Source organism: Neomegalonema perideroedes DSM 15528, from assembly GCF_000374145.1.
Classification (GTDB): domain Bacteria; phylum Pseudomonadota; class Alphaproteobacteria; order Rhodobacterales; family Rhodobacteraceae; genus Neomegalonema; species Neomegalonema perideroedes.
Genome location: NZ_KB893653.1, coordinates 663481 through 690194 on the forward strand (window position 1 = coordinate 663481; position 26714 = coordinate 690194).

The following is a 26714-nucleotide window of genomic DNA, read 5'->3' on the forward strand; positions in this document are numbered from 1 at the left end:
CTCTGGACGCAGGAGGAGGCGCGGAGGCGCGGATCGACGCGGCGCCCCCTCCTTTAGGATTGTATTAAGAACAATTCCCCGCTCATCAAGGCGCCGCGACGCGGAAAACCCGCCCGGCGAGGCCGGACGGGTCTTTTTAGGACGATTTTTCGCAGTCCAATCGGTTTGGGACGCGGGAGTCTCTTCGGAGGATCGCGTTTAAGGCGCGGCGAGCCAGTTGAAGAGCTCCTCGTCGAACTTGATGTTCACCCGCATATAGACGCCTTCTCGGTTATAGCCCTGCGGGTCCAGACGATCCTCGTCGAAGCCGCTGAAGTTATAGCCCACGCCGAATTCGACGTTCTCGGTGGCCGCGTAGTTGAAGCCCAGCCCGCCCGACCAGCTCGTGCTTTCGCCCCATCCGGCGGTCAGGGCGCCCGCGCGGCCCTCAAGGGCGAAGCGGTCGGTCAGGCCGTAAAGCACGCGGATGTCCGCGAGTCCGACCTCGCTGCGGTGGCGGGCGCCGTCGAAGCGCTGATCCGTGAAGCGCAGGCCCAGACGGCCCGAGATTTGCAGTCTGTCCGTCACCTGCGAATTGATGTGGGCCGCGAGGATGTGGTTCAGGCTGTCCTCGCGCAGATCGGAGGCGGCGCGTTCGTATTCGGCCTCGTAATAGGCGAGGATATGGGTGCGGTTGTTGGTCGGGCGGAAGGCCAGACCCAGCCGCAGATGCGCCTTATGGCTGGCGAAGCCCACGTCCGGCAGGCGTCCGTCGTAGCGCGCGGCGGAGAAGAGGGTCAGCTCTTCGGTCGCGCGGCCGATGATCGCCGCCGTCGAGCCGAAGGTCCAATCCTTATCCTGCACGCGGCCCTCGACGCGGAAGGCGCGGCTCATGACTTGGCTCCGCTCGTCGCGCAGGGCGAAGGAGAGCGCCGCCGAATCCGCGCCGTCGCCGGAGAAGGCGCGGACATGCTCGGCCTGAGCCTGCAAGGTCAGCTTCTCGGCGAGGGCGTATTCGCCGCGCAGGCCGACGGCGTTCTCGACGCCGCGCGCGGAGGCGTCGCCGGTGAGGCGGGTCTCCGAATAGACGCGGGTGTCGGGGCGCCAGTCGTTTTCGATGCCGATGACGGTGCGGCCCTGGCTGAAGGCGTCGGCCACGCTGAGATAGCCGTCGCCCTCGGGGCCGGTGACGGTCGCGTCGTCATTGGCGAATTCATGCTTGACGTAGAAGGTCGTATCGGGCGTCGCCTGGACGTCGAGCCGGGCGCTGGCGCGGAAGGCGGGGCTGTCCACGGCCTTCGCCGCCTCCAGAGTCCCCGAGACGCTGCGTCCGAGGACGTCGGTCGAGGCGCGCAGGCCGGTGGTGACGAAGGTCTGCTCGGTGCGCTCGCCGCCGGTCTCGGCCTGTTCGTGGCGGACGCCGAGGCGCCCTTCGACCGGGCCGAAATTGCGGCGCAGCTCCGCCTCGGCCGAGGCGCGCCAATTATCCTCCGTCAGATCGGCGCTGTAGACGCCCTGAGTCCGCAGCTCGGCCAGATCGCCCAAGGGGCCCTGGACTCCGGCGCGGGCCTCCATGCGGCCCGAGGAGACCGAGGCGCTTTCGCCCTGGAAATCGGCTTCGGCGCGGCCGAATCCGCCGTCCACGCGCCAGCCGCCGCCCAATTGCGCCTCGCCCTCGAGGAGCACGGCGGTTCCGGTCGCGCCGGTGTCGGGATTGCGCGACCAAGCGCCTTCCGCCCGGACCCGGACGTCCTGATTGGGGCGATATTCGCCGTAGACGGCCGCAAGGCGGTTGCGCTCGGCGGGATCGTCGACGTGGCTGTAGGCGCCGCCCACGCGCAGACCCTCGGCCAGCTCGCGCTCAAGGCGCGCGCCCGCCACGGTGTAGCTTTCGCCGCCGGCTTCGGTCTCGTAATAGGCTTCGATGTAGACGGGGTTCAGATCGTCGTCCAGCGAGGGGATGGGCGAAAAGAAGTCGAGGCGGCCCGAGTCGTAATCCAGCGCGAAGTCCGAGCCGCGCCGCACGTCCCGCCGCGAGAGCAGGATTCCGGGGTTCAGCCGGTCGCGGACGATGATCGCGAGGCGCTCGGAGCCCGCGCGGACGGGCGCGCCGGGCAGCTGATAGCCCATCGCCAGACCAAGGCCCTGGATCTCGACCGTGCGGGTCGAGGCGTCGGGCCGGGCGGCGAAGACCTGAGCGCGCCAGCCCTCGCCTTCATAGGTCGCGTTGACGCCGGTCAGGTTGCGGCGCAGGCCGCCGAGCTTAAGGTCGTTCTCGGCGTCGGTGGCGAAATCGCCCCACATGCCCATGAAGCCGCCCTTCTCAAGGCGCACGTAGAGCGGGCTGCGGGCCTGAGCCTCGTAGCCGGTGACGGAGCCGTCGCCGTAGACGGGGTAATAGGCGTTGGGGTCGAGGTCGCGGAAGAGCCTGTCGTCCTCGGTGCGCGAGCTGTCGTAGAGCAGGGTCAGCAGGGCGTCGCCGCGGATCTTGCCTTTCAGGAAGACCGCGCCGCGCGCGCCGATCTCATAGGATTCGCCGTAATCGTCTTCGTCGTCGATGGCGCGCAGGCTCTCGGGGATGCGCCAGCCGCGCCCGGCGAAATTCGCCTCGAAGGCCAGCAGGCCCACGCCCATCAGAGGCCGCTCGTCGGCGGAGAAGCGCAGATTCAATTCGGCTTTGCGCTTATCCTCGCTTTCGGCGGTCACCAGCACGGGGCCGGAGCGCACGGAGCTGGCCAAACGCACATGGGCCTCGCCGTCCTCAAGCCGCACCTGAAGGCCGCGGGCTTTGCCGTCGAGATCCTGAGTCAGCCAGGCGCCGTCCTCGGAATGCAGCGTGACGAAGGAGACGCCCTCCACCGGAATTCCGGCGGAATCCGCCAGCTTGATCGTCAGGCGCGCGACGCTGCGGCCGCCGTCGGCGGGCAGAGACAGGCGGTCGGAGGTCAGGACCAGACGCTCGGGCGCGCCGGGGCGGGTCATCGTGGCGCTGGCCAGAGTGCGTTCATTGCCGAACTGGTCGCGGCCGCGGATCTCCAGCTGATTGGCGCCGGAGTTCAGAGCCACGCCGTACCAGGCCACCAGCTCGGCGCGGGCGGCGGGATTGCGCAGGCGCTCGCCGAGCTGGCTTTGCGGCACGGCGACGCCGTTGACGTAAAGGACCGGCTCGGCGTCGGCGCGGATGGCGGCCATGAAGCGGCCGTCGCGGCTGACGCCGTCCAGCGGCCAGAGCCAGCGGCCTTCGCGGCCCATCTCGGCGGTGAGGCTTTGCACGACCTCTTCGCTCTTGGGCATGGCGGCGCGGAGGCGGCTTTGCTCTTGGGCGCCTTCGGCCACCTGAGCCTCGCGGCGCTCAAGCAGCGGGGCGTCGGCGCGCAGATCGCCGCTCAGGCCGCGGCCGACGTCGCCGTCGCCGCGGGCGCGGGCGCGCAGATCGGATTCGAGGTCGCGGACGCGGGCGTCGAAGCGCACCGCCTCGTCGAGCTGGCGCTCGATGCGGGGTTGGGCGGAATCGGTCGCGAGCGAGGGGGCGATGGCCTCCATCTGGGCGCAGTCGGCGACGAGGTGGAAATCGGCGCGGGCGAGGTCGCCGAAGCGCAGATTCACGAATTGCGACCAGTCTCCGCGGCCCGAGGAGGAGGGCGCGCTGCGCAGGGAGGTCGGCTTGAGCCCGCGCGGCGTGGTCTCGCCGTCGAGGCGCGCCACATGCGGGCCGCTCTGCACGCCGTACATGCTGAAGTAGCCGCGTTCGTCGGTGACGGCGTAGACGCCGGTCTCCAGCCAGACGCGGGCGCCCGCCAAAGGCCAGACGCGCGGTCGGGCCAGAGTCCCGTCGGCGCGGGGCAGGCGCAGAGTCCCGGTTCCGGCGTCTTCGAGGCCGAGGGCGTCGATCTGGGCGGGCAGGCGCTCGCAGGCCGAGACCACCGCCACGCGGCCGATGAGATAATTCTCGTCGCTGATCGGGCCTTTGTTCTCCAGCTTCACGCGGGCCTGAGAGGCGGCGGAGTCGACGCGGGTCGAGTCGGGGCGCAGGCCCGTGGCCCAGGCCGAGTTGAGCAGATCGCCCGAGGCGCCCGCGCCCACGCGCATCACATAGCTGACGCTGAGCGAGGCGCCCGCCTCCATCTCCGCCAGACGGAAGAGGTTGACGTTGGGCGTCTGGAAGCTCCAGGTCCCGTCGGCGGGGGCTGCGCCGTCCACGCGCAGGCTGCCGGGGGCGTAGGCGAGGCCGCGGGCGGCTTCGTCGCGCAGGGTCACGCCGGAGAGGCGGCGGCCGGTGCGGTTCTCGACCTGCACCTCATAGCGCAGGAAGTCGCCGACCTGAGCCGTCGAGGCGGAGACGCTCTTCTCGACCCAAAGCCCTTGGTCGTCGACCGGCGCGGCGCGCAGATCCAGCGGAATGTCGAGGCCGTTCAGATCGGCGCCGGCGGCGCTCAGGCGCGCGGGGGCGACCTGAAACACGGCGTCGCGTCCGCAGCCCAGCGCGAAGGCCGGATCCACGCGGCGCGAAAAGGGCGTCGAGGCCACCAGCGCCAGAGAGGGGAAGAGGTAGTCCTGTTTCGCGGCGGTGACGCAGTAATCGCCGGTCGGCAGGCCCTGAGGCAGACGGAAGAGGCCCTCGGCGTCGCTGATCGCGGAGAAGCCCGAGAGAGAAGCCGACAAAGCGGAGGGCGCGCCCGCCGTCTCGACGCGGGTGATCGAAACCTCGGTCTCCGGCAGACGCGCATTCGCGGAATCCGAGCCGACGAAGGTCACGCCGCCGCTGTCGACCAGAGCCTCCACCCGCAGCGAATCCGAGCAGCCGACGGCGGAGACGTCGGCCGTCAGGCGGCTGCGCAGGGCGCTGCGCAGGACGCAGGAGGCGGCGGAGCCCGCCTGACAGATCAGGCCGCGGCCCGCGGCCTCCGCGAGCTGGATGCGCGCGGCCTGCTCCATGGCGTAATAGCCGGAGCGTCCGGGGACGGGGGTCAGCCGGGCGCGGATCGAATCGCCGGTGACGGAATCGGAGATCACGGCGGTCAGCTCGCCGACCGCGGCGGCGGCGGGCGCGCGCAGGATCAGCGCGGCCTCGGAATCGCCCGCGAGCGGCGCGCCTTCCGGCGTGAAGTAATAGAGCGCGCCGCGGGCCTGAGCCAGAGCGGCCTCGACCGCCGAGTTCTGGAAGCCCGCCAGAGCGAAGGCGCCGTTCGCCTCGACGAAGCAGGAGGCGGGCGGCACCGAGGCGCAGGGCGCGGCGGCGGAGAGGTCGAATTCGCCGTCGAGGCGGCCGTCGCCCTCGGCGTCGAGGAAGGCGGGCGCGGAGGCGAAAGCCGAAAGCGCGCCGCCGCTCAAAGCCTGAAGCCGATAGGTCATGCGGGCTTCGGCGCCCGAGGTCAGCACGCTTTCCGGCAGGAAGAAGCCGATGCGGGTCGGACGCTCGCCCCCGCTCCAGGAGCTCCAGGAGCGCCAGACCGTCGCCGAGCCCTCGCCGAAGCCGAGCAGCGCGTAAGAGCCCAGAAGCGAGATCTGAGGGGCGGAGAGCGAGGGGAAGGCCTCGGCCGGGAGCTGGTCCTCGACCATCACGCCGCGCGCCGAACCGCCGTCCACCGGAAAGGCGCGGACATAGGCGGAGAGGCGCCCCAGCTCGAAGGCGCCGAGCGAAACCGAGAATTCGCCGCCCGCCGGAACGGTCGCCGAACAGGATTCGCCGAGGCTTTTCGTCAGATGGGCCGAGCCGGGCCGCGTGAGCGTGATCTCGTCGCGCGCGGGCGCGATGCTCCGCACGACGGCGTCGGGATGCGGGTCGACGACCTCCGCGTCGAGCCGCAGCCGCAGGAGCGTTCCGGCGGGCGCCGCGGCGGGCGCGCGCCCGACGATCAGAATCTGAGCCGAAATCTCGCCTTGGGCGTGGAGAAAGAGCGGGCCGTCGATCACGCGGTCGCCGGAATCCAGCCGGCCGTCGCGGTTGACGTCCAGAGCGAGGACGACGCCCTCGAGCCGCCATTCGCTTTCGAAGCTCAGAGACAGCGCGTAGGAGCTGGCGGCGTTGCCGACGTTGGTCAGGCTATGGACGAGGACGGTCGTCGCGCCGGGCGACAGAACCCGCGAGATGTCGGGTTCGAGAAGACCCGCCTGCACGCCCAGAACCCGCAAAGAGGCCAGATTGCTGGCCGCGCGGAATCGCTCCGCCGAGCCTGGATATTGGTAATCCGCGAAGACCTGTCCGGTGATGACCGTGCCGATCGGCGTGAGCGCCGAAGCGGCGGGCGCCTCCGCCAGGGCCGTTCCGAGGAGGATCGACGCGGCCAGCGCCGCTCTGCGGATGCGCCGGGCCGGGGGGCGGGCCAGGGAAGGCGTCGCGAGGGCTGGGGCGGCGAGGCTTTGGATTCCCATGGGGCGAGCTTTCCATGAACGGCGGCGTCGGAGGACGCTTCAGGATCTCTGCGCCCCCTCGGGGGCGCGGGGAGGGTCGTGTCGCCCGGACTGAAGGGCGCAGGGGGCCTGCGGCCCGCGGAGGGCGCGGGCGCGACGGCGAAACGGCGGATGAAAATGACCTAACGAATGACGCGGCGAGGAAGATCGGGTCGGGAGGGGCGCGGACGCCCCTCCCTCGCTTGTCAGGGTCGGATCACTGGATCTCGGTGGAGAAGCGGATCCGGAAGGTCTCGCCGGGCTGCAGTTCGCCGCCGGTCAGCAGGCTGCTGGCGTCGAGCGTGATGTCGTTGTACATGCCCGAGACGGTGAAGCCGCTGGTCGGGGTCGTGAAGGTGCAGACCGAACCCACCTCAAGGCAGAAGCGCTCGGAGCCCGTGCGGAAGGTGGTGAAGTTGGGCACGGCGTCGGTGACGACGATCGTGTTGACCGGCTCGGTGCCGACGTTGGTGCCGACGATCTCCCAGATCGCGCAGTCGCCGGGGTTGGCGCGGGACGCGTTCTCGGTGAAGGCGCCGTCCGGACCCAGGTCCACCGCTCCGACGTCCGCGCAGAGCGCGTCCACGGCGGCGGACTTGGTCAGGCGCAGAACGCCGGTGGCCACGCGGTAAGGCACGCGGCTGGTCTGGGTGGTGGCGCCGTCGGTGCCCGAGAGGGTGACGGTGACGCGCTGGTCGACCGAAGCGTTGGTCGGGGCCTGCACGTCGACCCAGACCGGGATCTGCTGGCCGGGGGCCAAAGGCACCTTGCCGCCGTTGACGAGATTCACCGAGGTGGTCGTGCCGTCCGGATTGCGGACGAAGACCGGGGAGCCGTCGGGAATGGTGTCGAGCGGGCGGTCAGGCACGCCGTCGCCGTTGGTGTCGACCCAGATCGTCGAGCCCCAGGCGGGATCGGAGCTGGCGACCGTCAGGTCGTATTCGCCGGGCGTGTTGCCGGTGTTGGTCAGGGTGTGGTCGGTGCGGCTGGAGGCGCCCGGCGCGATCGGCTGCTCGTCCTTGTCGGCCGAGAGCTGGTAGCGGGGATCCGGCGAGACCTTCACCGCGTCGAGCTTGACGTCCGACACGCCGGTGCTCTGCGAGCGCACCGAGAAGAAGATCGGGTAGGCGCCGTCGACCAGAGCGTCGAGGGAGGCGTCGGCGGAGGCGGTCTGGCTGCGGAAGTCCGCCGTGTAGTCGGCGAGGGCCTGAGCGTAGTCGCTCGGAACCTGCACGACGGCGGTCAGGGAGTAGACCCCGCCGGACTGCACCGCCGGAGTGGTGGTGATCTGCTGGCCCGAGCCGTTCAGGAACCGGACCGACCAGCCGTCAGGCAGAGTCTGAAGCTGAGAGCCGACCGCCGCGCCCGCGAACCAGCCGCCGCCCGCATAGAGCTGGAAGCTGTCGGAGACGCCGCCGAAGTTCTTGATGTGCAGCGGGAAGCTGACCACGCCGCCGACGGCGGCGGTCGTGGTGGTGGTCGCCGTGGCGGTGCCTGCAGTCGGGTCGTAGGCGTCGACGGCGTCCCCGGCGTTCCAGACGCCCGGATTGCTGTTGGCGAGGTCGACGCCGGCGGCGGTGATCTCCTCCAGACGGTTGGTCACCGTATCGGACTTGGTCGGGTCGCCGATGGAGGTCGCGACGACGACCACGTCATAGGGCGTGCCGGGCGGGTTGAGCGTCGCCGTCTGGGGCAGGATCGCGCGCACCTGCAGGACGTAGGGCCCGGGCGGCTGGTCCAGGATTATCATCGGCGTGTCGGGAGCGCCGTCGCCGTCGTTGTCGAGAAGCTGGACGGTGCCGCTCGCGTTCCAGAAGGAGAAGAGCGTGCCCGCCGGGAAGCTGTGGCCCGGCTGAATGCTCAGATTGACGCGGTCTGGCAGGCTGCCTAAGCTGATGATGTGGTTCGTGAAGATCACCGTCGCGCCGAGCGGAGCCGTGTCGACCACCTGCACGTCGTTGTACGTGTTGTCGTCGTCGCCGCCGTCGTTCACGCCGGGCGCGCCCCCGGAGGAGGTGTCCGAGATCGTCACGTTGTAGACCACAGGCGGATCGACCTGAGCCGGGTTCGAGGGGACCGGATCTTCCGGGTTGCCGTCGCCGTCGACGTCGCCTTGGGCGTAGGCCACGTTGATGATCCTGGCGTTCCCGGTCGCGTAGCCCGAGCTATAGGCGACGCGGAAGGTCATCTGAACCGAGGCGCCCGCCGGAAGCAGGGCGTCGAGGCCTTCGACGCCGACCAGAGCCGTGTCGGTGACGTCGCCGTCGTTGTTGTAGTCCTGACCGTAGGTGGTCTCGTTGATGGTGGACACCGAGACCGCGGCGACGTCGCCGGCGTTGGCGCCGAAGCCCGTCGAGACGATGCTGCCGCCGACCAGCGTCACGCCGTCGGGCAGGGCGTCGAAGATGCGGACGTCGGTCGCTGCGCGGCCGCCGGTGTTGCGCACCGTGACGGTGTAGGCGATCTCGCTGGTCGTCGTGTCGATGACGGCGGCCTTGGTCACCTCAAGCACGGCGTCGGAAGTGACGGTCACGAGCAGGTGGTTGGCGCCCAGAGTGGTCGGGGTCGCGTCGGAATAGGCGTTGGTCTGGCCCGCCGGAGTGGTGTCGCGCACCACGCCGAAGGCGCCCGCCGCGCCCGCCGCGTCGACGGGGGCTGCGGTGATCACGGCGGCGTATTCGTCGGTGGAGGCCGCGCCGTTGGGCAGCTGGGCCGAGATCAGCAGCTGAGCCGCTTCGGCGCCGTTCAGGCGGACGAGGCTGGCGGAGCCGGCGCCCGTGGCCACGACCGGCTCGCCGGCGTCGGCGACGCCGTTGCCGTTGAGGTCGCGGAAGACCTGCACCGTGGTGAAGTCGCCGTCGTCGCCGGCCATATTGGCCACCGAGATGCGGTACCAGGCCTCGCCGTTGCCCTGGTTGGTCAGGGTGTGCGAGGAGTAGACCGTCTGGCCGGCGGCGCCGGTCTTGCTGCGGTCCTGCGAGATCGTCGCGTCGTAGACCTGCTGGACGGTCAGCTCAGCGATGTTCGACTGCGCCTGATAGCTGTTGCCGCCCGCATCCTGATAGGTGGCGGTGGCCTGGTTGCGAATCACGGTGTTCGCCGCCGTGGCGGCGTGCGCTTCTTGCGCGACGCCCGCCAGAGCGATGAACGCCGTCGTCGTCAACGCCAAGGCGCGCACGCCCGGCTTGATGCGAAGTGGCGTCATCTTCCGACCCTTTATTATGGTTGGCCGCAGAAGCCGGAACGGCTCTCGGCCCGAAGAGCCGCGTTTCGCGACGCGACGCTTCGTTCGCCCATTTTACGAAGGAGAGGATTGAAAATTTGATAATCCGAGGCGCATAACGTGGCGTCGAAAGGATTAATCTGTCGAGATTTGAGCGAATTAAAAATAAAAACGGGGAAATATTCATGAATATTTCCCCGCGTCAGTTTTTAAGTCTAGTCGTTTCAGAGTTTTTCTGAAGTTGAAATTCTTAAATCTTCAGAATTTCTCTGGTCGCCGCGTTCAGTTCACCTGAGCGCGATATTTATACTGAATGGACTGGCTCGGATGGATCGGGGCGGCGTCCACCCAGCGCACATGGGTGTATTCGGCGGGCGGGACGACCACTTCGACGGTCTGGCCCTGAGCGTTTTGGCGCAGGCGGCGCACCGGCTCGCGCTCCCAGCTCTCGCCGTTGTCGATGCTGACCTCGAGGCGGTCGCCGCCCGGCGCGAAGGCCGAGTTCGCCACATAGCTCATGCTGTCGGGGATGGGGCCGGTGATGACCACGCCCGAAATCGAGGCCGGGGAGATGTTGGTGTAGTTGATCTGATACTCCACCACGTCGCCCGGGGCGGCCGCGGCGGCCGGAGCCAGCGTCTCCTGGCCGAGCGAATCCTTGGAGACGATCATCGCCGTGAGCGAGGAGAGCAGGGGCTCCGCAGGCTGCGCGAAGGCGGGCGAGGCGAAGATCAGAGCCGCGCCGAGGGCGGCCGGACGAAGAAGCACGGGGAGGGACATGGTTCGAACCTCATTCACTCGGATGCGGCGGGGGGCGCCGGGGAGAAATTTCCTCGCAGGGAGAGAGCGGATCTTCCGGCCTCGTCACTGAATGCGGACGGTGAAGCGCGCTTCCGCGCTTTCGCCAGGCCGCAGGCAATGGCTTTCCAAGACCGAATCGCCGTCGATGTCGAGAGGCGCGCCGACGTCGCACGCGATGGTCGCGCCCGAAATCTGGCAGGAGCCGCCGCCCGGCGGGGGTTCGCTGACGATATGCGGAGAACCTTGCAAAAAGGTGAATTCCGGGGCCTCGTCCTCAAGCCGGACGGCGCAAACGGATTGGGCGCCGAGATTTGAAGCCGTCAGGCGCCAGATCACGCAGGCCTGAGGCGGAGCGAAGACGCCGCCGGTCGCGAAGGCCGCGTCGGGCGTCCCGTCGCAGTTCATGTCCGGCGCGCCCGCCTTCTCCAGAGTCAGGGTCGTCGGGCCGATGGTGGTCGTGTCCTGAACGCTGCTGACATAGGGGCCGATCAGCGATTCGGCGACGAGCGTCGCGACGTCGCGGGCGCCTTCAGGCGCCGAGCAGGGCGCGAAGACCCGCAGCCGCACCAGAGTCCAGTCGCCCGGATGCAGCTCCAGAACCAGCGGGACGCTCATGCCGTTCCAGTAGAGGGAGCGGGTGATCCAGGATCCGGCGGCCGCGCTGTGGACGGAGTAGGTCGCTCCGCCCGTCATGAACAGCGGGGGCAGATCCTGCATAGGCAGGAATTCGGTCGGCTCCTGGCCGGCGGGGCCGACCGGAAATTCGATCGCCGAGGCGAAGGCGGTCTGATCCTGCAGCCGGAGCCGGACGGAGATCGGCGTCGTGCCGAGATTCTCCACCCGGTGCAGATAGGTCGCCACGCCGCAGGGGGCGACCGAGGCGCTGCGGTCGGGCGAGATCTGCAGCGCGTTGAGGGGGTGCAGCAGGTTCAGATCGATCCGCGCCACGTCCAGCGCCCGCGAGGCGCCGCCCTGAGCCGAGACAAAGAAGCTGAACAGACCCGGCGCGGCGGTCGGAGGGATGGAGATGGAGAGGTTGAAGCTCGCCGTTCCGCCCGGCGCCGGAAAGACGCCCGGCGCCAGAGGCCCCGCATGCGGCAGCTGCGTCCGGTCATCCGCCGAGACGGTCGTGACGACGGTCCAGTCTTCGGGAACGGGGATGGTCATGGTCTCGTCGAGCCAGATCTTCAGCACGCCGTCCTCGCTCACCGAGCCTTCGTTGGCGAGGATCATCGTCTGATTCACGGTCTCGCCGGGGCGGCCGGTCAAAACGGCGGCGGGGGCGCTGGCGGGATCCTGATTCGCGACGCCGGCGTCGTTGAAGGCGGGGCCGGCGGTCACGGCGATGTCGAGGCTTCCGAGCCGGATTTCGCCCAGAACCAAATCCGCGGAAGCCGTCATGGCGGCGTTCGAGGCGAGGCGGACCTGAGCCGTCGCCCGATAGGGGCCCGCGGCGGCGACGACGTCGGAGGGCGTCCGGGCGAAGACCACCACGCGCCGGACGGCGCCGGGCGCGGTCACGCCGAGATCATGCCAGCCGTCGCCGTCGCTGTCCGAAAGGGGGGTCACGCCGTCGGCGCGATGGAGCGTGAAGAGGGTTCCGGCCGGGAAGTCGGTCGAGTCCACGCGGAAGCGCAGGAATTCGGCCTCGGTGGAGCCGTTGGCCGCGATCAGCTCGAAGCGCGCCGATTCGCCCACCGAAACCTGAGAAACCAGCTGCTCGCCGTTGAGCGCGCCGTCGTCGTCGCCGCCGTCGTTGAGGGCGGGATTCGCGTTCGCGCCGGTGTCGGCCAGAGAGACGGCGCGCTCGGGCGGAGCGACGTCGATGGTCGTGTTCGATTCCAGAACGGCGGTCAATGGGGTGGGAGAGCCCCCGTCGGCGCCGGAGACGAGCGCCGCATTGTGGATTTTCGTCCCGCGCACGTAGCCTGCGGGCGGAGTCGCGAGGAAGCGGATTCGGATGCTCGCGCCGGGGGCGACGTTTTCGCCGACGCCTCCGAGATACAGGCCCGCGGGATCCTGAGGCAAGCCGTTGGCGTCCGGATCCGAAAGAGGGCGGACGGGCAGGCCCGGAGGATCGACCTCGACGGAGCCGGGGACGTAGACCCACTGGCCGTTGGGCCGCTCGTCGACGCGCAGGTCGTGGACGGTGAAGGAGTTGCGATTCGTCACGACGAGGGTGTAGCGGATCTGGTCGTCGGCGAGGCCGGGGCCGTTGGAGATCCATTCCGAAGTCTTCGTCACCTCCAGCGTAGGCTCCGGCAGGGCGATGATTCGGTCCTGATTGCGGTCGAGGATGCCGGAGGCCGGCGTGACGACGAGGTTGTCCACGCAGTTCTGGGTGGGCGGCGGCGCCGCCCGCACGTTCAGATAGGCGAAAGTCGAATCGCCTTCGGTCGAGCCGATGGGGACTTCCGCGACCAGAATGAGATTCGCGCCTTCGTTGCGCTCCAGATGGATGAGGCCGTAGGCGGAGGAAGTGTCTTTGTCGTAGATCAACTCATCGCCGGAATCGACCTGAAGGTCGTAATTGCGGTCGAGATAGACCTGCATGCGGCCCAGCTGCAGGCTGGCCGCGCCCAGAGGAGGCTCTGAAGCGCCGACGCAGAAATGCGTCGGGGCGTTGCCGGTGTTCTCAAGCCGATGGACGAAGCGCGCTTCGCCGCCGACGTTGACGGAGCGCGATTGATTGATGCTCAGATGGCCCGCATAGACCGGCTGGACGACCAGAGCCACCTCGTTGGTGGTGACGCGCCGCTCTTGGCCGGCGGCGTCCTCATAGACCACCACAGCCTGATTGACGATGCGCGAGCCGCCGTCCGGGGATGGGGAGGCCCAGTTGCCGACCGGGCCCCAGCCGCCGTTGGATGGGGCGGCCCAGCTCATGGAGCTCCCGCCGCTCGCCTTCTGCGCCTGCGCCTCTGAGGCGTCTGCGGCGCAGAGCAAAAGCCCTGAGACAAGCGCGCCGGCCAGACCGCGCATGGAGATGGAGGCGAAGAGATTCGGACAGCGCATATGGAGACCTTGTCGCCAAGGATGATGAAATGCCGGGCGCTCAGGCTCTGGCCCGCCCCCCTCTTGCAGCAGCGTTCACATTGCGTCGGAGGTCTTTCGGGAGGCTTAATTTCTTACGCGGTTCCGGCCAAGTTTCGGCGGAAAGCGTTAAGCCTGCGGCTCGCCCCGCGCCCGCATCCCGCGGGGGGAGGAGGATTTTCGCCTGATCTTCCGAGGGTTGACGCCGGAGGCGGCGAACGGCGGGGCGGGGGCGGTTGACCTGAAGGCTCAGGCGTGGGAGAGGGCTCCGGGTCGCCGCTCCGCTGGCCCGCCCGGGATTTCGCCCTGAATTCTTGAGAGGATCGCCGCCATGCCGCAAGCCGCCGTTTCGCTCCCCGTTTCGTCCGTTCGGCCGATTCCGCCGCGCGACCGCCTGATCGTCGCGCTGGACGCGCCCGATCTGGAGCGCTCCCGGGCTTTGCGCGGGATCCTCGGCCCGGCGGCGAATTTCTATAAGGTCGGGCTGGGCTCCCTCGCGCAGGGCGGGCTGGATTTCGCCCGCGAGATCAAGGCCGAAGGCGGAGGCGTCTTCCTCGACATGAAGCTCTTCGACATCGGCGCCACGGTGGAGTCCGCCGTGCGGAGCCTCGCGCGGAGGATCGGGCCCGATCTCCTGACCGTCCATGCGGATCCTCAGGTGGTGCGGGCCGCCGCCGAAGGCCGAGGGAGCGGGGGAGGCGAATCGGCGACGAAGATCCTCGCTGTGACCATCCTGACCAGCCTCGACCGGGCGGATCTCGACGCCATGCTGATTCGCGACGGGGATTTGGAGGATCTGGCGGTCGAGCGCGCGCTCCGGGCCTTCGCGGCGGGGGCGGACGGGCTGATCGCCTCGCCGCATGAGGCCGCGCGGCTGCGGGCTCTGCCGGAGGCGGCGGGCAAGCTGATCGTCACGCCGGGGGTGCGCCCGACGGGCTCGGATCATGGCGATCAGAAGCGCGTGGCGACTCCGGCTGCGGCGCTCAAGGCGGGCGCGGATCATCTGGTGGTCGGGCGCCCCGTCTGGGCCGCCGCCGACCCGCGCGCCGCCGCCGAGGCGATTCAGGCCGAAATCGCCGAAGCTCTGGGCTGAATCCGCAGGCGGACCATCCTTCGGCCCCCTCTTCCTCCGAGCCTTGGCGGCCTCTGGCCCGCCGGGGCCGGCGGAGGCGCGCCCGCTCTTGCCGCACCTGCGAAAAGACGTATATGCTCGGATCTCCGACGCATAAGTCTTTCACCTTCCCCGCGCGCGTGGCCTCAGCCTGTCCGCCGCGGTCAAGAGGGAGCCGACGCCAGCCAGATGCGCAAGCTTTTCAGCTTTCCTCTCTCGGCGCCTTGCCGCAAGGTCCGCCTCGCGTTGGCGGAGAAGCGTCTGACCTGCGATCTGATCGAGGAGCGCGGTTGGGAGCGGCGCCCGGATTTCCTCATGCTCAATCCCGCCGCCGAGACTCCGGTTCTGGTCGAATCCTCCGGGCTGGTGGCGGCGGATTCGGCGGCGATTCTCGAACATCTCGAAGAATCTTATCCTGAGATCCCGCTTTTGCCGGTCGATCCGGCGGGCCGCGCCGAGGCCCGGCGCCTCGCGGCTTGGTTCGACGGGAAATTCGCCCGCGAGGTCACCGCGCCTTTGACTTATGAGCGGCTCTTCAAGCGGCTCAAGGGCGAGGGGCCGCCCAATTCGGAGCGTCTGCGGATCGGCTCGGCCAATCTGCGGCATCATCTGGATTATTTCGGCTGGCTGGCCGACCGCCGCCGCTATCTGGCGGGCGAGGCGCTGAGCTTCGCCGATCTGGCGGGGGCGGCGCATCTCTCCTGTCTGGATTACCTCGGGGCCGTGCCCTGGAGCCATAACGAAGCCGCCAAGCTCTGGTATATGCGGATCAAATCGCGCCCGAGCTTCCGGAGTCTGCTCGCCGACGCCCTGCCGGGAATCCCCCCGCAGCCGCGCTACGCCGATCTGGATTTCTGATCATGGACGCTCTCAGCCCCGCCTTCGCCTGGGATCCCGTCGCGCTTGAGGCGCTCAAGACGGAGCTGCGCGGGCGGGCCGAGGCCGAGGGCTTCGCGGATTTCGGAATCTGCGCGCCCGACGCCATTCCCGAGGCTCCGGAGCGGCTGCGCCGATGGCTGGAGGGGGGGGCTCAGGGCGACATGCTCTGGATGAAGGAGCGGACGGCGCAACGCTCCGATCCGCGCGAACTCTGGCCGGAGGCGCGCGCGGTGATCATGCTGGCCGAGAATTACGGCCCCGGTCCCGGACATGATCCTCTGAAGGTGCTGAAATCGCCGGAATGCGGCGGCGTCGCGACCTACGCCCAAGGCGAGGACTACCACGACGTCGTCAAGAAGAAGATCAAGCGCCTCGCGCGCTGGCTGGCCGAAACCACGGGCGAGGCGGTCAAGGTCTTCGTCGACACGGCTCCGGTGATGGAGAAGCCTCTGGCGGCGGCGGCGGGGCTCGGCTGGCAGGGGAAGCATACGAATCTCGTCAGCCGCAAGGCGGGCTCATGGACCTTCCTCGCGGCCATCTACACCTCGACGCCTCTGCCGCCCGACGGCCCGTCGAAAGGCTCTTGCGGCAGCTGCCGAAAATGCCTCGATTCCTGCCCGACCGGCGCTTTTCCCGCCCCTTACCAGCTCGACGCCCGACGTTGCGTCTCCTATCTGACGATCGAGCATAAGGGTCCGATTCCCCATGAGTTCCGCAAGCCCATCGGAAACCGGATCTACGGCTGCGACGATTGCCTCGCGGTCTGCCCTTGGAACAAATACGCCAAAGCCGCCCATGAGATGGCTTATCGCGGCGTGATGCTGCAACGCCCGATGCTGGCGCATTTCCTCCAGATCGAGAGCGACGAGGATTTCCGCGAGATCTTCGCCAAATCGCCCATCAAGCGCATCGGGCGAGGGCGCTTCCTGCGCAACGTGCTGATCGCGGCGGGCAATTCCGGGCTGGAGTCCCTGATTCCCCTCGTCCGCGAACGGCTGGCCGATTCCGATCCCGTGACGCGGGGCGCGGCGGTCTGGGCTCTGGCGCAGCTTCTGCCGCGCCCGGAGTTCGCGGCTCTGGCGGCGGCGCGCGCGCCCGATCCCGACCCCGAGGCCGAAGCCGAATGGGGCGCGGCGCTGGAGCGCGATCCGAACGCGCCGGAACGGCCGTGCGGGCGAATCGCGCGACCCGGCGGGATTCGAGACGCCGGATCTCCGGGATTCTCCGTATCCTGAACGCCTCTCCCGCCGCCTTGCGGGGGTCTGCGCGCGTTTAGCGGTTGCCCTCGCGGGCGCCGCAAGATATGCGCCTGACATGATTTCGCCGCGCGCCTGCTCCTTCGCCTTCTTCTCCGCCTCCGGCCTCGCCGGAGGGGCGGAGCCGCGAAGCCTCCGCCGACGCCGCGAAGCCTGCAAGGAGGCCGGCCCGTGACCCGAATCCTCGCCTTTCTCGCCGCGCTCGGCAGGCCCGTGCTGGCGCTTTGCGCCGGAGTGGGGCGGTTTTCGCTCTTCGCCTTCGGGGCTTTCTGGCGGTTGTTCGCGCCGCCTTGGCATTTGCGCGAATTCTGGCGTCAGGCGCTGAGGATCGGCTATTTCTCGCTGCCGGTGGTGGGCTTCACGGCGATCTTCACCGGCGCGGCTCTGGCGTTGCAGATCTATATGGGCGGCGCCCGCTTCAACGCCGAGCAGGTGGTCCCCTCCATCGTCGAGATCGGCATTCTGCGCGAACTCGGCCCGGTTCTCGGCGCCTTGATGGTGGCGGGCCGGGTCTCTGCGGCTCTGGCGGCGGAGATCGGCGCCATGCGGGTCAGCGAGCAGATCGACGCCCTGCGCACCCTCTCCACCGACCCCATGCGCTATCTGACCGCGCCGCGTCTGGCGGCGGGGATCCTCACCATGCCGCTTTTGATCCTCGTGGCGGATTCGCTGGGGATCTTCGGCGGCTATCTGGTGGGCGTGCGGCGGCTCGGGTTTCAGCCCGACGCCTATCTTCAGGCGACCATCGCCGCCTTTCAATGGATAGACGTGGTCTCCGGTCTGGTGAAGGCGGCGGTCTTCGGGGCGGTGATCACGCTGATGGGCTGCTATCACGGCTTCAACGCCGGACGCGGCGCTCAGGGCGTGGGGCGGGCGGCCACCAATGCGGTGGTCGGGGCTTCGGCGCTGATCCTCGTGACGAATTACGTCCTCACCGAACTTTTCTTCGGATCCTGAGCCATGGCCGAAACATCCCCCCCGAAAGCGGCCCCGAATTCTCCCATGATCGAATGGCGCGACGCGCAAAAACGCTTCGGCGCGAATCATGTGCTGCGCGGAGTCGATCTTGAGGTGGCGCGGGGCGAATCCTGCGTGGTGATCGGCGGTTCGGGCACGGGCAAATCCGTGCTGATCAAGACGGCGCTCGGGCTGCTCAAGCCGGACGGCGGCGAGATCCGCATCGACGGGCGGCGGGTGGACCAGCTCTCCGAGGCGGCGCGGGTTCCTCTGATGAACCGCATGGGGGTGTTGTTTCAGGGCGGCGCGCTCTTCGACAGCCTGAAGGTCTGGGAGAACGTGGCCTTCCGCAAGCTGCGCGGGGCGGGGCGCAAGGCCCTCGCCGAGGCCAAAGAGGCGGCGATTGAAAAGCTGCGCCGGGTGGGGCTCGGGCCGGATGCGGCGGAGCGCTATCCCGCCGAGCTTTCGGGCGGCATGCAGAAACGCGCGGCGCTCGCGCGGGCGATGATGGCCGATCCGGAGATTCTCTTCGTGGATGAGCCGACGGCGGGCCTTGACCCGATCATGTCGGGCGTGATCAATCACCTGATCCGTGAGATCGTGACCGAAAGCGGCGCCACGGCGGTGACGATCACCCATGATCTCAGCACCCTGCGGACGGTGGCGGATAAGGTCGCCATGCTGCATCAGGGCCGGATCATCTGGCAGGGCTCGGTCGCCGAGGCGGATGCGGACCCGAACCCCTATTTGCGTCAATTTCTGGCGGGCCGCGCGGAAGGCCCCATCGAGGCGGTGAGATGAGGGAAGCGATCGGCGGATTGCTGGAGGCTCTGTCCGGCTACGGGTCGCTCTGGCTGGCGGCGACGGGGCTGGCGGCGATGCTCGCCACGGCGGCGGCGAGCCTCGGGCTGAACGTGCTGCGTCTGGCCGAAGGCCGCACGGGCGGCGCGCGGTCGGTGGCCTTCCGGGGGATTTTCGGAGCGGGGGCGTTGTTGGCTCTGGCGCCGGTCGGGGCGAGCTTCGGGGCCAACGTCGCGGTGATTCTGGCGGCTCTGGCGGCGGTGGCGGTGCTGGCGGGGGCGCATGGCTCGGCGGTGCGGCGCAAGGCCGAGGGCGATCCGGAATTCGCTCAGACCTCCACGATCTTCGACTGGCTGCTGATTTTGGGCCTCGGGGCGGCGATGTTCCTGCTGATCGCGCCGCGGCTGATGGTCTGGTTGAAGTGAATGGCCAAAGCCTCGGCGCGCTATGTTTGTCAGAGCTGCGGCGCGGTCTTTCCGCGCTGGGCGGGGCGCTGCGACGCCTGCGGCGGCTGGAACACCATCGCCGAAGAGGCGGGGCTCTCGACCGCCGGGCCTGAGGGCAAGTCCCTCGGCGCGAAGAAGGGCCGCAAGACGGCGCTTCTGCCTCTGGCGGGCGAGGAGGCGGCGCCGCCCCGGCTCTCCAGCGGGGTGGGGGAGTTCGACCGCGCCCTCGGCGGAGGTCTGGCTCAGGGCTCGGCGGTGCTGCTCGGCGGAGATCCGGGCATCGGCAAATCCACGCTCATGCTTCAGGCCATGGCCGGATGGGCGCGCAACGGCGCCAAGACCATCTACGTCTCGGGCGAAGAGGCCGCCGCGCAGATCCGCATGCGGGCGGCGCGGCTCGGAGTCGCGGATTCGCCGCTGATGCTCGCCACGGAGACCAATCTCCGCGACATCCTCACCACGCTGGACGCCGAAAAGCCCGCCGTGGCGGCCATCGATTCCATTCAAACCCTCTGGGCGGATCACGTCGAGAGCGCGCCGGGCTCGGTGGCGCAATTGCGGGCGGCGGTGCATGAATTGGTCAGCTTCGCCAAGCGCCGCGAGGTCGCCTTGCTGCTGGTGGGCCATGTGACCAAGGAAGGCCAGATCGCCGGACCCCGCGTGGTCGAGCATATGGTCGACACGGTGCTCTATTTCGAAGGCGAGCGCGGCCACCAATTCCGCATTCTGCGGGCGGTGAAGAATCGTTTCGGCCCCGCCGACGAGATCGGCGTCTTCGAGATGACCGGGGCGGGGCTTTCGGAGGTGCGCAATCCTTCGGCGCTCTTCCTCGGCGACCGCGAGAAGCGCGCGCCGGGCGCGGCGGTCTTCGCGGGAATCGAGGGCACGCGGCCGGTTCTGGTCGAGATTCAGGCTCTGGTGGCGCCCTCTTCGCTCGGCACCCCGAGGCGCGCGGCGGTGGGCTGCGATTCGGCGCGTCTGGCGATGATCCTCGCGGTGCTGGAGGCCCGTTGCGGAGTCTCCTTCGGCGCGCAGGACATCTACGTCGCGGTTTCGGGCGGGCTGAAGGTCACCGAACCGGCGGCGGATCTCGCCATAGCGGCGGCGCTGCTGTCGAGCTGGCGCGATAAATCCACCCCCGCCGAGGCCGCCTTCTTCGGCGAGGTGAGCCTGTCGGGGGCTTTGCGGCCCGCGCCTCAGGCCGACGCCCGCATCAAAGAGGCCGAAAAGCTCGGCTTCACGCGGATCCTCGCGCCGGATAAGACCAAGCCTCTCGCGGGCGGGACGGCGCGTCTCGATCTGCTGGAGACCCTCGACGATCTGGTGAACCGTTTCGGGAGGCCCCCCGGCCATGAGTGAGCAAGACGAGAACCTCCGCCGCGATCTGGACGCGGCGGCCTTTCGGCGCCTGCTGGCCCATCTGGCGGCGCATCCCGAGGTCCAGAACATCGAGATGATGAATCTGGCGGGCTTCTGCCGCAATTGCCTCGCCAATTGGCGCCAGGAGGCGGCGGCGGAGCGCGGAATCTCCATGACCAAGGACGAAGCCCGCGCCGAGGTCTACGGCATGCCTTACGAAGATTGGCGCAAGCTCCATCAGCGCGAAGCCTCGCCCGAGGCTCAGGCGGCCTTCGCGGCGCGCGAGAAGCCGCCGTCATGATGCGGATCGGCAAGCCTCTGGCGCATCCTTCGCCGAATCACGGTCCGCGCCGGGGAGTCTCCGCGCCGGATTGCGTGATCCTCCATTACACCGACATGCTCTGTCCCGAGGCCGCTCTGGCGCGGCTTTGCGATCCGGCGGCGGAGGTCTCGGCTCATCACCTCATCGCCGAGGACGGGCGGATCTGGAGCCTCGTCCCCGAGACGGAGCGCGCCTGGCATGCGGGCCTCAGCTGCTGGGGCGGCGAGCGCGACATGAACAGCCGTTCTGTCGGAATCGAGCTGGCCAATCCCGGCCACGGCAATGGCCATGCGCCTTTTCCCGCGCCTCAGATGCGCGCCCTTGAGGAGCTGCTGCGGGAGATCCTCGCGCGCTGGTCCATCCCGCCCGAGCGCGTGCTGGCCCATTCCGACATCGCGCCGCATCGCAAGCAGGATCCCGGCCCCCGCTTCGACTGGCGGGCTCTGGCGCTGCATGGCTTGTCGGTCTGGCCCGAGGCTGCGGAGCCGCGCGGAGCGGGCGAAATCCTCGCCGATCCGGGGGAGATCCTGCCTTTCGCGGCCCTCTTCGGATATGACTTCGCCGGATGCGGACGAGAATCGGGCGGCGATTTGGGCCGCGATGGGCGAAGCCCTTCGGATTTGGGCGCGCATGGGACGCAAGCCCGGATTTCGGAGATTCTGCGCGCCGTGAGGCTGCGGTTCCGTCCGCAATCGCCCTGCGAGGCCCTCGATTCGCCCGCAGACGCCCGCGATCTCGCGATTCTGGAGGAATTGGCCCGTCGCTGGCCCTGCGCGTCTTGACCGCCCTCGCCGCGAAGCTTACCACATGCGCCGGATCGGAAGGCTGGACGGCCGCGCTCCGCGGCTCGCTCGCGGATCGAGGAAAGTCCGGGCTTCATGAGGATGCGGCGCCGGATAACGTCCGGCGGGCGAGGCCGCCCGAAAGGGCGGAGAAGCTCAGGGAAAGCGCCACAGAGAACGAGACCGCTCCAGTTCGCTGGAGCAAGGGTGAAACGGTGGGGTAAGAGCCCACCGCCCCGGCGGAAACGTCGGGGGCATGGCAAGCCCCGCCGGAAGCAAGGTCGAATAGGGGCGGCCGGCGCGGAGCCTTCGGGCTCGCGCGCGAGGGCTGATCCTCAGCCCAGCCGCCCGGGTGGACCGCGCGAGGCGCCGAGCGATCGGCGTCCCAGAGGAATGGCCGTCGCCGCGATTTCGGTCGCGGGCACAGAACCCGGCTTACAGGCCTTTCGATCCGTCTCTCTTCCAGCTTTACGGGCCGGCGCGCGGGGATTCGCGCCCAATCGGCCCCGCTTACGCCTTTCGAACAGGAGAGGGAGGCGTCGATTCGGAAAATGTTCCGTATTCGTCTGATTTGTTCTCTGAATATTCGCGTATTTCCGGGGCGGAAAATCAAAGTCATTCCGGATCAAAGCGGGAGATCCGTCAATTTCCTACGGGCGTTTTCCAGCTAAAAACAGGAAGGTTGTTTTTTTGTTCTTTAACCTTTGGGGAATTGTCCCATAAATTCCCATGCCCATCACATTGACACCCACGCCAAGCCCATGCTAGTCCCTTGGTTAAGACGAAGAGCGCCGCGCAGAGCTGAAAAAAGTCGGATTGAGGCAGGTTTCAAACTAAACGCCCGCGCGACGCTCTTCGACTCCTCTGAAAGCGCTGGAACCGGGTCAGGGGCCATGCGCTTTAGAGGTCGTTCCCGAAACCCCTCCGGAGTTTCGTGGAATCGCCGTCGCCGAGCGGGCTGAAAGCAAGGCGCGCGAGGCGGCATCAAGGCTTTCGTTCCTTGGGCGTTTGGGCGAGCTGGGGCGGAAGCGCGCGACGGACGGGAGCAGACATGGCGCTGTTTCTCTCCAAAAGTCTGCATAAGATCGATAAAAAGGGCCGCGTCTCCATACCCGCGCCCTTCCGGGCCGCTTTGGGCGCGGAGATTTCGCAGGGTCTGGCGCTTTCGGCCTCTCTGCGCGAGGATCCTTGCGTCGAGGGCGGGCCGATGTCCCGCATCGAGGGCTTCCACGAGCAGCTCGCCAAGCTCGATCCCCACAGCGACGAATATTTCGCCCTCGCCAGCGTGCTGCTGGCCGACATGCGCGTGGTGCCTTTCGATCCCGAGGGCCGCGTGCCTTTGCCCGAAGAGTTCATAGCGTTGGCTCTCCTTAAGGACGAGGCGCTTTTCGCAGGACTTGGCGGATACTTCCAGATATGGAATCCGGCCGTTTACGAAGAAAAGCGCGCCGATTCCCGCCGTCTGGCCCGCGCCAGCGCGCATTTGCTGGGGCGTCCGCCGGGGCCGCGTCTGGTCCGCTCGTCCGAAGGAGATTGAGCCTCCATGACTTCCTCAAGCCTCGCCGATCTGGAGGCCGCTCAGGCGCGGGAGGCGCTTGAAGCCGCCCGGCTCCGGCATGATCCGGTCCTGCTGACGGAGGTTCTGGCCGCTTTGGCGCCGCGCGCGGGCGCGCGCCTGCTGGACGGCACCTTCGGCGCCGGAGGCTACGCCCGCGCCTTGCTCGAAGCCGCCGATTGCCGGGTGTTGGGCGTGGACCGGGATCCCTCGGCTCTGGCGGCGGGACGGCTCTGGGCGTCGCTCTACGGGGGGCGTCTGGTTCTGGCCGAAGGGCGCTTCGGAGATCTCGACGAGATCGCGGCGGCGGAGGGCTTCGCGCCGCTCGACGGGATCGCCCTCGACATCGGCGTCTCCTCCATGCAGATCGATCAGGCGGAGCGCGGCTTCTCCTTCATGCGCGACGGCCCGCTGGACATGCGCATGGGCGCAGACGGGCCCTCCGCCGCCGAGGTGGTGGCCGAGGCCTCCGAGGAGGAATTGGCCGACATCTTTTATCATTACGGCGAGGAGCGCCGGTCCCGGGGGATCGCGCGGGCGGTGGTCAAGGCGCGGGGCGAGGCGCCCATCCTGACCACGGCGCGTCTGGCCGAGATCCTCGCCGCCGCCCAGCCGCGCCCCAAGCCCTATGAGCCCCATCCGGCGACGCGCTGCTTTCAGGCTCTGCGGATCCATGTGAACGACGAGCTGGGAGAATTGGCGCGGGGCCTCGCCGCCGCCGAGCGCGTCCTCGCGCCGGGGGGGATTCTGGCCGTCGTGACCTTTCACTCCTTAGAGGACCGGATGGTCAAACGCTTCCTCCAGACCCGCGCCGAAGGCGCCGCGCGGCCCTCGCGCCATACGCCCGCCGCTCTGGGCGGAGAGGACGCCGAGGCCGCGAGCTTCGAGCTTCTGAACCGCAAGCCGGTCGTCGCCTCCGATGAGGAGACCGCCCGCAATCCCCGGGCGCGCTCGGCGAAGCTGCGGGCGGCGCGGCGGACTTCGGCGCCGGCGCGGCCCTATGATCCGCGCGAGGGCGCTTTGCCGATCCTGACTTCGGAAGGCGGACCCCGCGCGCGCAAGGCTTCGGGCGGGAGGCGCGGATGAGACGGGCTTTGACTCTGGTTTCGGCTCTGGCGCTGATGCTGGCCGCGAGCTACGCCCATCGGGTGAAGATCGAGACGCGCGAGCTTGAAAAGCGCGTCGGGGCGATGACCGCCGAGGTGAAGAAGCGCCGGGCCGCCGTGGCCACGCTCAACGCCGAATGGGCTTATCTCAACCGCCCTGAGCGGCTGCTGCGTCTGGCGGCGGTCTATGGCGAGGAGATGGAGCTGAAGCCCCGCCGCCCGGACGCCTTCGCGCGTCTGGACGAAATCCCGATTCCCGGCGGACGCCTGATCTCGCGCGCGCCGACGCCTCTGGATCTCTCGGATCTCGACGCGCCGATCATGGGCGCGCTGAATCCGGAGGCCGCCGCGCCCGCCGTCGAGGCCCCCCCCGCCGAGCCCGCCTTCCCCGAATATGAAGAGGTCGCGACCGAGCCGGAATTCGTCGGCGAAGGGGTGGGGGAGGCTTGGGCCGAGGGCGCGCTCGATCCCTACGCCGCCGCGCTGGTGGAGAGCCAGCCTTTGCCGCCCCCTTCGCGCAGCGGTCCGGTGGCGGGGGCGGCGCCTCAGGCCGCGCCTTTCGCGCAGACGCCGGGGATTCAGATTCCGGCCGCGCCTCCGGGATACGCCCCGCAGCCCGGCGCGGGCTTCTCGCCGACGCCCGCCTTTTACGCGCCCGCGCCCGCCACGGCCCCCGCCTCGCCGACCGGCTACGCCTTGCCGCCGGGCGCCGTGGTCGTTCCGGCGCCGGGAGGGACGCCCGCCGCCTATCCGTCAGCGCCCGCCGGATTCGCCGCGCCCGCGCCGTATAACGGATCCGCTCCGACGCTCGCCCCGGCCGCGATGAGCGCCCCGCAGCCTGTCTTCGCGCCCAATCCGGCGCCGCCGCCCCGGATCGAGATTTGGGAGCCTTTGCCATGAATCGCCTCTTCGAGGAGAATCCCTTCGGCGCGCCGGATCCCGATTTCCGGCCTCCGGTCGCCGAACAGCCCGCGCCGCGCCGCAAGCCCCGGCGCGGCCCGAGCCGCTCCGCCTTGCTGATGGGCGCCTTCGTCGGCGGCTTTCTGCTGCTCGGCGGACGCATGGCCATGGTGGCCTGGCCCGAGGACGGCGCGGCTCAGGCTTCTCCGGCGGCGACCGGCTCGGGCGGCGGCGGCGCGAGCGTTCTGGCTCAGGCGGCGGCGCGGGACGAGCTGCTGCCCCGGCTGCGCGCCGATCTTCAGGACCGCGCGGGCCGCATCCTCGCGACCTCCCTGCCGATCTACGACATCTACGCCGACCGCGCCCGCATCCTCGATCCGACGGAGACCGCCACCCGCCTCGCCGAGGCGGCCAAGACCGATCCCATCGCGCTGCAGCAGCGTCTGACTCAATCGCCGCGCGGCACGATCACCATCATGCGCTCGGCCACGCCCGCGCAGCTTCAGCAGATCCACGACATGGGCCTGCCGGGAGTCTACGGCGCGGGGCGCCTGACGCGCTTTTATCCCGAGGGGCGTCTGGCGGCGCATATCCTCGGGGGCGTGAACGCCGAACAGCGCGGCGTCAGCGGCGTGGAGGCGGGGCTCGACGCCTATATCCGCGACCCGGCGCAGGTGGACAAACCCATCCCCCTCTCCATCGACGTGCGGGTGCAGGCGGGGCTGGAATCGGCTCTGCGCGAGGCCCGGGCGCGCTTCGCGGCCTATGGCGCGGCGGGAGTCATCATGGACGCCCGCACCGGCGAGATCATCGCCATGGCCTCCATCCCCGATTTCGACCCGAACCACCGCCCTTCGCCCCTCGCGCTGAAGCCCGACGAGGACAGCGCCCTCGATCCGCTCTTCGACCGCGCGGCTCAGGGCTCTTATGAGATGGGTTCGGTCTTCAAGATCTTCACCGCCGCCGCCGCTCTGGAGAGCGGCATGGTGGATCTCTCGACCATCCTCGACGCGCGCAATCCGATCTACCGGGCCGGGCACCGCATCACCGACTACCGCGGCCCCAACCGCATGGTGACGCTCACCGAGGGCGTGATGTTCAGCTCGAACCTCGCGCTGGGGCGTCTGGCCACGCTGATCGGCCATGAGCATATGTCGGAGTTCCTGCGCAAGCTCGGCTTCTACGAGCGCGTTCCGCTGCAATATCCGCAGGGCGTGCTCGCCATGCCCCAGACCCCCCGCAACTGGGGGCCTCTGGAGCTGATCACGGTGGGCTACGGCCATGGAATTTCGGTCTCGCCGCTGCATGTGGCGGCGGCCACGGCGACGCTGGTCAACGGCGGATGCCGCGTGCGCGCGACCCTCGTGCGTCTGGACGCGCCGCCGCCCTGCGAGCGGGTGGTGAATCCCGAGGTCTCGGTGGCGGCGCGCGGGCTGATGCGTCTGGTGGTGCAATACACCACCGGGCGCAACGCCGAGGTCAAAGGCTATGAGATGGGCGGCAAGACCGGCACCGCGCTCAAGGCGGTGAAGGGCGGCTACAGCCAGCGCGAGCGCATCGCGAACTTCCTGACCATCTTCCCCGCCCATGAGCCCAAATACGTCGCCATCGTCAGCCTCGACGACCCGAAGGTCATCGAGGGCAAGGAGCGCAACCTCTCGCCGACGGCGGGCCGGACCGCCGCTCCGGCCATGAAGGACGTGATCGAGCGCGTCGCGCCTTTGCTCGGGCTGGCGCCCGACGTCGCGGGCGAATGGAAGGCGGAGCAGATCGTGGGCGCCCGCTTCGGCGGCCTGAAATACCGGCCTTGAGGA

17 protein-coding genes and 1 other RNA gene are annotated in these 26714 nt (G+C 69.0%); 14 read left to right on the plus strand and 4 right to left on the minus strand.

The annotated features are described in order from the left end of the window. Positions 1–198 precede the first annotated feature (198 nt). The 4 genes from B161_RS0103185 to B161_RS0103200 form a co-directional block, all read right to left on the minus strand. A complete protein-coding gene (locus B161_RS0103185) occupies positions 199–6351 on the minus strand; it encodes a DUF11 domain-containing protein (RefSeq protein ID WP_018631911.1) in 6153 nt (2050 codons plus the stop codon). Positions 6352–6586: 235 nt separating this feature from the next. Beyond that, positions 6587–9460 (minus strand): DUF11 domain-containing protein, encoded by a 2874-nt coding sequence (locus B161_RS0103190; protein ID WP_157755512.1) that lies wholly within the window; start codon positions 9458–9460, stop codon positions 6587–6589. 414 nt (positions 9461–9874) lie between these two features. Next, the gene (locus B161_RS0103195) at positions 9875–10372 is read right to left on the minus strand and encodes a DUF11 domain-containing protein (protein ID WP_018631913.1); all 498 of its coding nucleotides are present in this window, start codon (positions 10370–10372) and stop codon (positions 9875–9877) included. A gap of 84 nt (positions 10373–10456) precedes the next feature. Beyond that, positions 10457–13408: a COG1470 family protein gene (locus tag B161_RS0103200; RefSeq protein WP_018631914.1), complete on the minus strand. Its 2952-nt coding sequence runs from the start codon at positions 13406–13408 to the stop codon at positions 10457–10459. 349 nt (positions 13409–13757) lie between these two features. Here B161_RS0103200 and pyrF point away from each other — a divergent pair, with 349 nt between their 5' ends. The 14 genes from pyrF (at position 13758) to B161_RS16495 (ending at position 26711) form a co-directional block, all read left to right on the plus strand. Further along, entirely contained in the window at positions 13758–14519 is a 762-nt protein-coding gene (gene pyrF, locus B161_RS0103205; protein ID WP_018631915.1) for an orotidine-5'-phosphate decarboxylase, read from the plus strand. A gap of 207 nt (positions 14520–14726) precedes the next feature. Beyond that, the gene (locus tag B161_RS0103210) at positions 14727–15395 is read left to right on the plus strand and encodes a glutathione S-transferase family protein (RefSeq protein ID WP_018631916.1); all 669 of its coding nucleotides are present in this window, start codon (positions 14727–14729) and stop codon (positions 15393–15395) included. 2 nt (positions 15396–15397) lie between these two features. Then, positions 15398–16651, plus strand: coding sequence for a tRNA epoxyqueuosine(34) reductase QueG (gene queG, locus B161_RS16490; protein WP_018631917.1), 1254 nt, complete (start codon positions 15398–15400; stop codon positions 16649–16651). A 192-nt stretch (positions 16652–16843) separates the two neighbouring features. After that, positions 16844–17629 (plus strand): MlaE family ABC transporter permease, encoded by a 786-nt coding sequence (locus B161_RS0103225; RefSeq protein ID WP_018631919.1) that lies wholly within the window; start codon positions 16844–16846, stop codon positions 17627–17629. Positions 17630–17674: 45 nt separating this feature from the next. Beyond that, positions 17675–18430, plus strand: coding sequence for an ABC transporter ATP-binding protein (locus B161_RS0103230; RefSeq protein WP_018631920.1), 756 nt, complete (start codon positions 17675–17677; stop codon positions 18428–18430). Beyond that, a complete protein-coding gene (locus B161_RS0103235) occupies positions 18427–18855 on the plus strand; it encodes a hypothetical protein (RefSeq protein ID WP_018631921.1) in 429 nt (142 codons plus the stop codon). Before B161_RS0103230 ends, B161_RS0103235 begins: the two co-directional genes overlap by 4 nt. Then, entirely contained in the window at positions 18856–20235 is a 1380-nt protein-coding gene (gene radA / locus B161_RS0103240; RefSeq protein WP_018631922.1) for a DNA repair protein RadA, read from the plus strand. After that, positions 20228–20536: a DUF1244 domain-containing protein gene (locus B161_RS0103245; protein WP_018631923.1), complete on the plus strand. Its 309-nt coding sequence runs from the start codon at positions 20228–20230 to the stop codon at positions 20534–20536. Before radA ends, B161_RS0103245 begins: the two co-directional genes overlap by 8 nt. Continuing rightward, entirely contained in the window at positions 20533–21339 is an 807-nt protein-coding gene (locus B161_RS0103250; protein WP_018631924.1) for an N-acetylmuramoyl-L-alanine amidase, read from the plus strand. Before B161_RS0103245 ends, B161_RS0103250 begins: the two co-directional genes overlap by 4 nt. Before the next feature lie 35 nt (positions 21340–21374). Beyond that, positions 21375–21793: RNase P RNA component class A (gene rnpB / locus B161_RS18720), an RNA gene on the plus strand. 597 nt (positions 21794–22390) lie between these two features. Continuing rightward, positions 22391–22876 carry a division/cell wall cluster transcriptional repressor MraZ gene (locus B161_RS0103255; protein ID WP_018631925.1) on the plus strand — a complete coding sequence of 162 codons (486 nt, stop codon included), beginning with the start codon at positions 22391–22393 and terminating at the stop codon, positions 22874–22876. Between the two features lie 6 nt (positions 22877–22882). Further along, positions 22883–23980 carry a 16S rRNA (cytosine(1402)-N(4))-methyltransferase RsmH gene (gene rsmH, locus B161_RS0103260; protein WP_018631926.1) on the plus strand — a complete coding sequence of 366 codons (1098 nt, stop codon included), beginning with the start codon at positions 22883–22885 and terminating at the stop codon, positions 23978–23980. Next, on the plus strand, positions 23977–24900 hold the full coding sequence (gene ftsL / locus B161_RS0103265) for a cell division protein FtsL (protein ID WP_018631927.1): 924 nt from the start codon (positions 23977–23979) through the stop codon (positions 24898–24900). Before rsmH ends, ftsL begins: the two co-directional genes overlap by 4 nt. Next, complete coding sequence (locus B161_RS16495; RefSeq protein WP_018631928.1) at positions 24897–26711, plus strand: peptidoglycan D,D-transpeptidase FtsI family protein; 1815 nt, start codon at positions 24897–24899, stop codon at positions 26709–26711. The genes ftsL and B161_RS16495 overlap by 4 nt, the downstream gene beginning before the upstream one ends. The last annotated feature ends 3 nt before the right edge of the window (positions 26712–26714 follow it).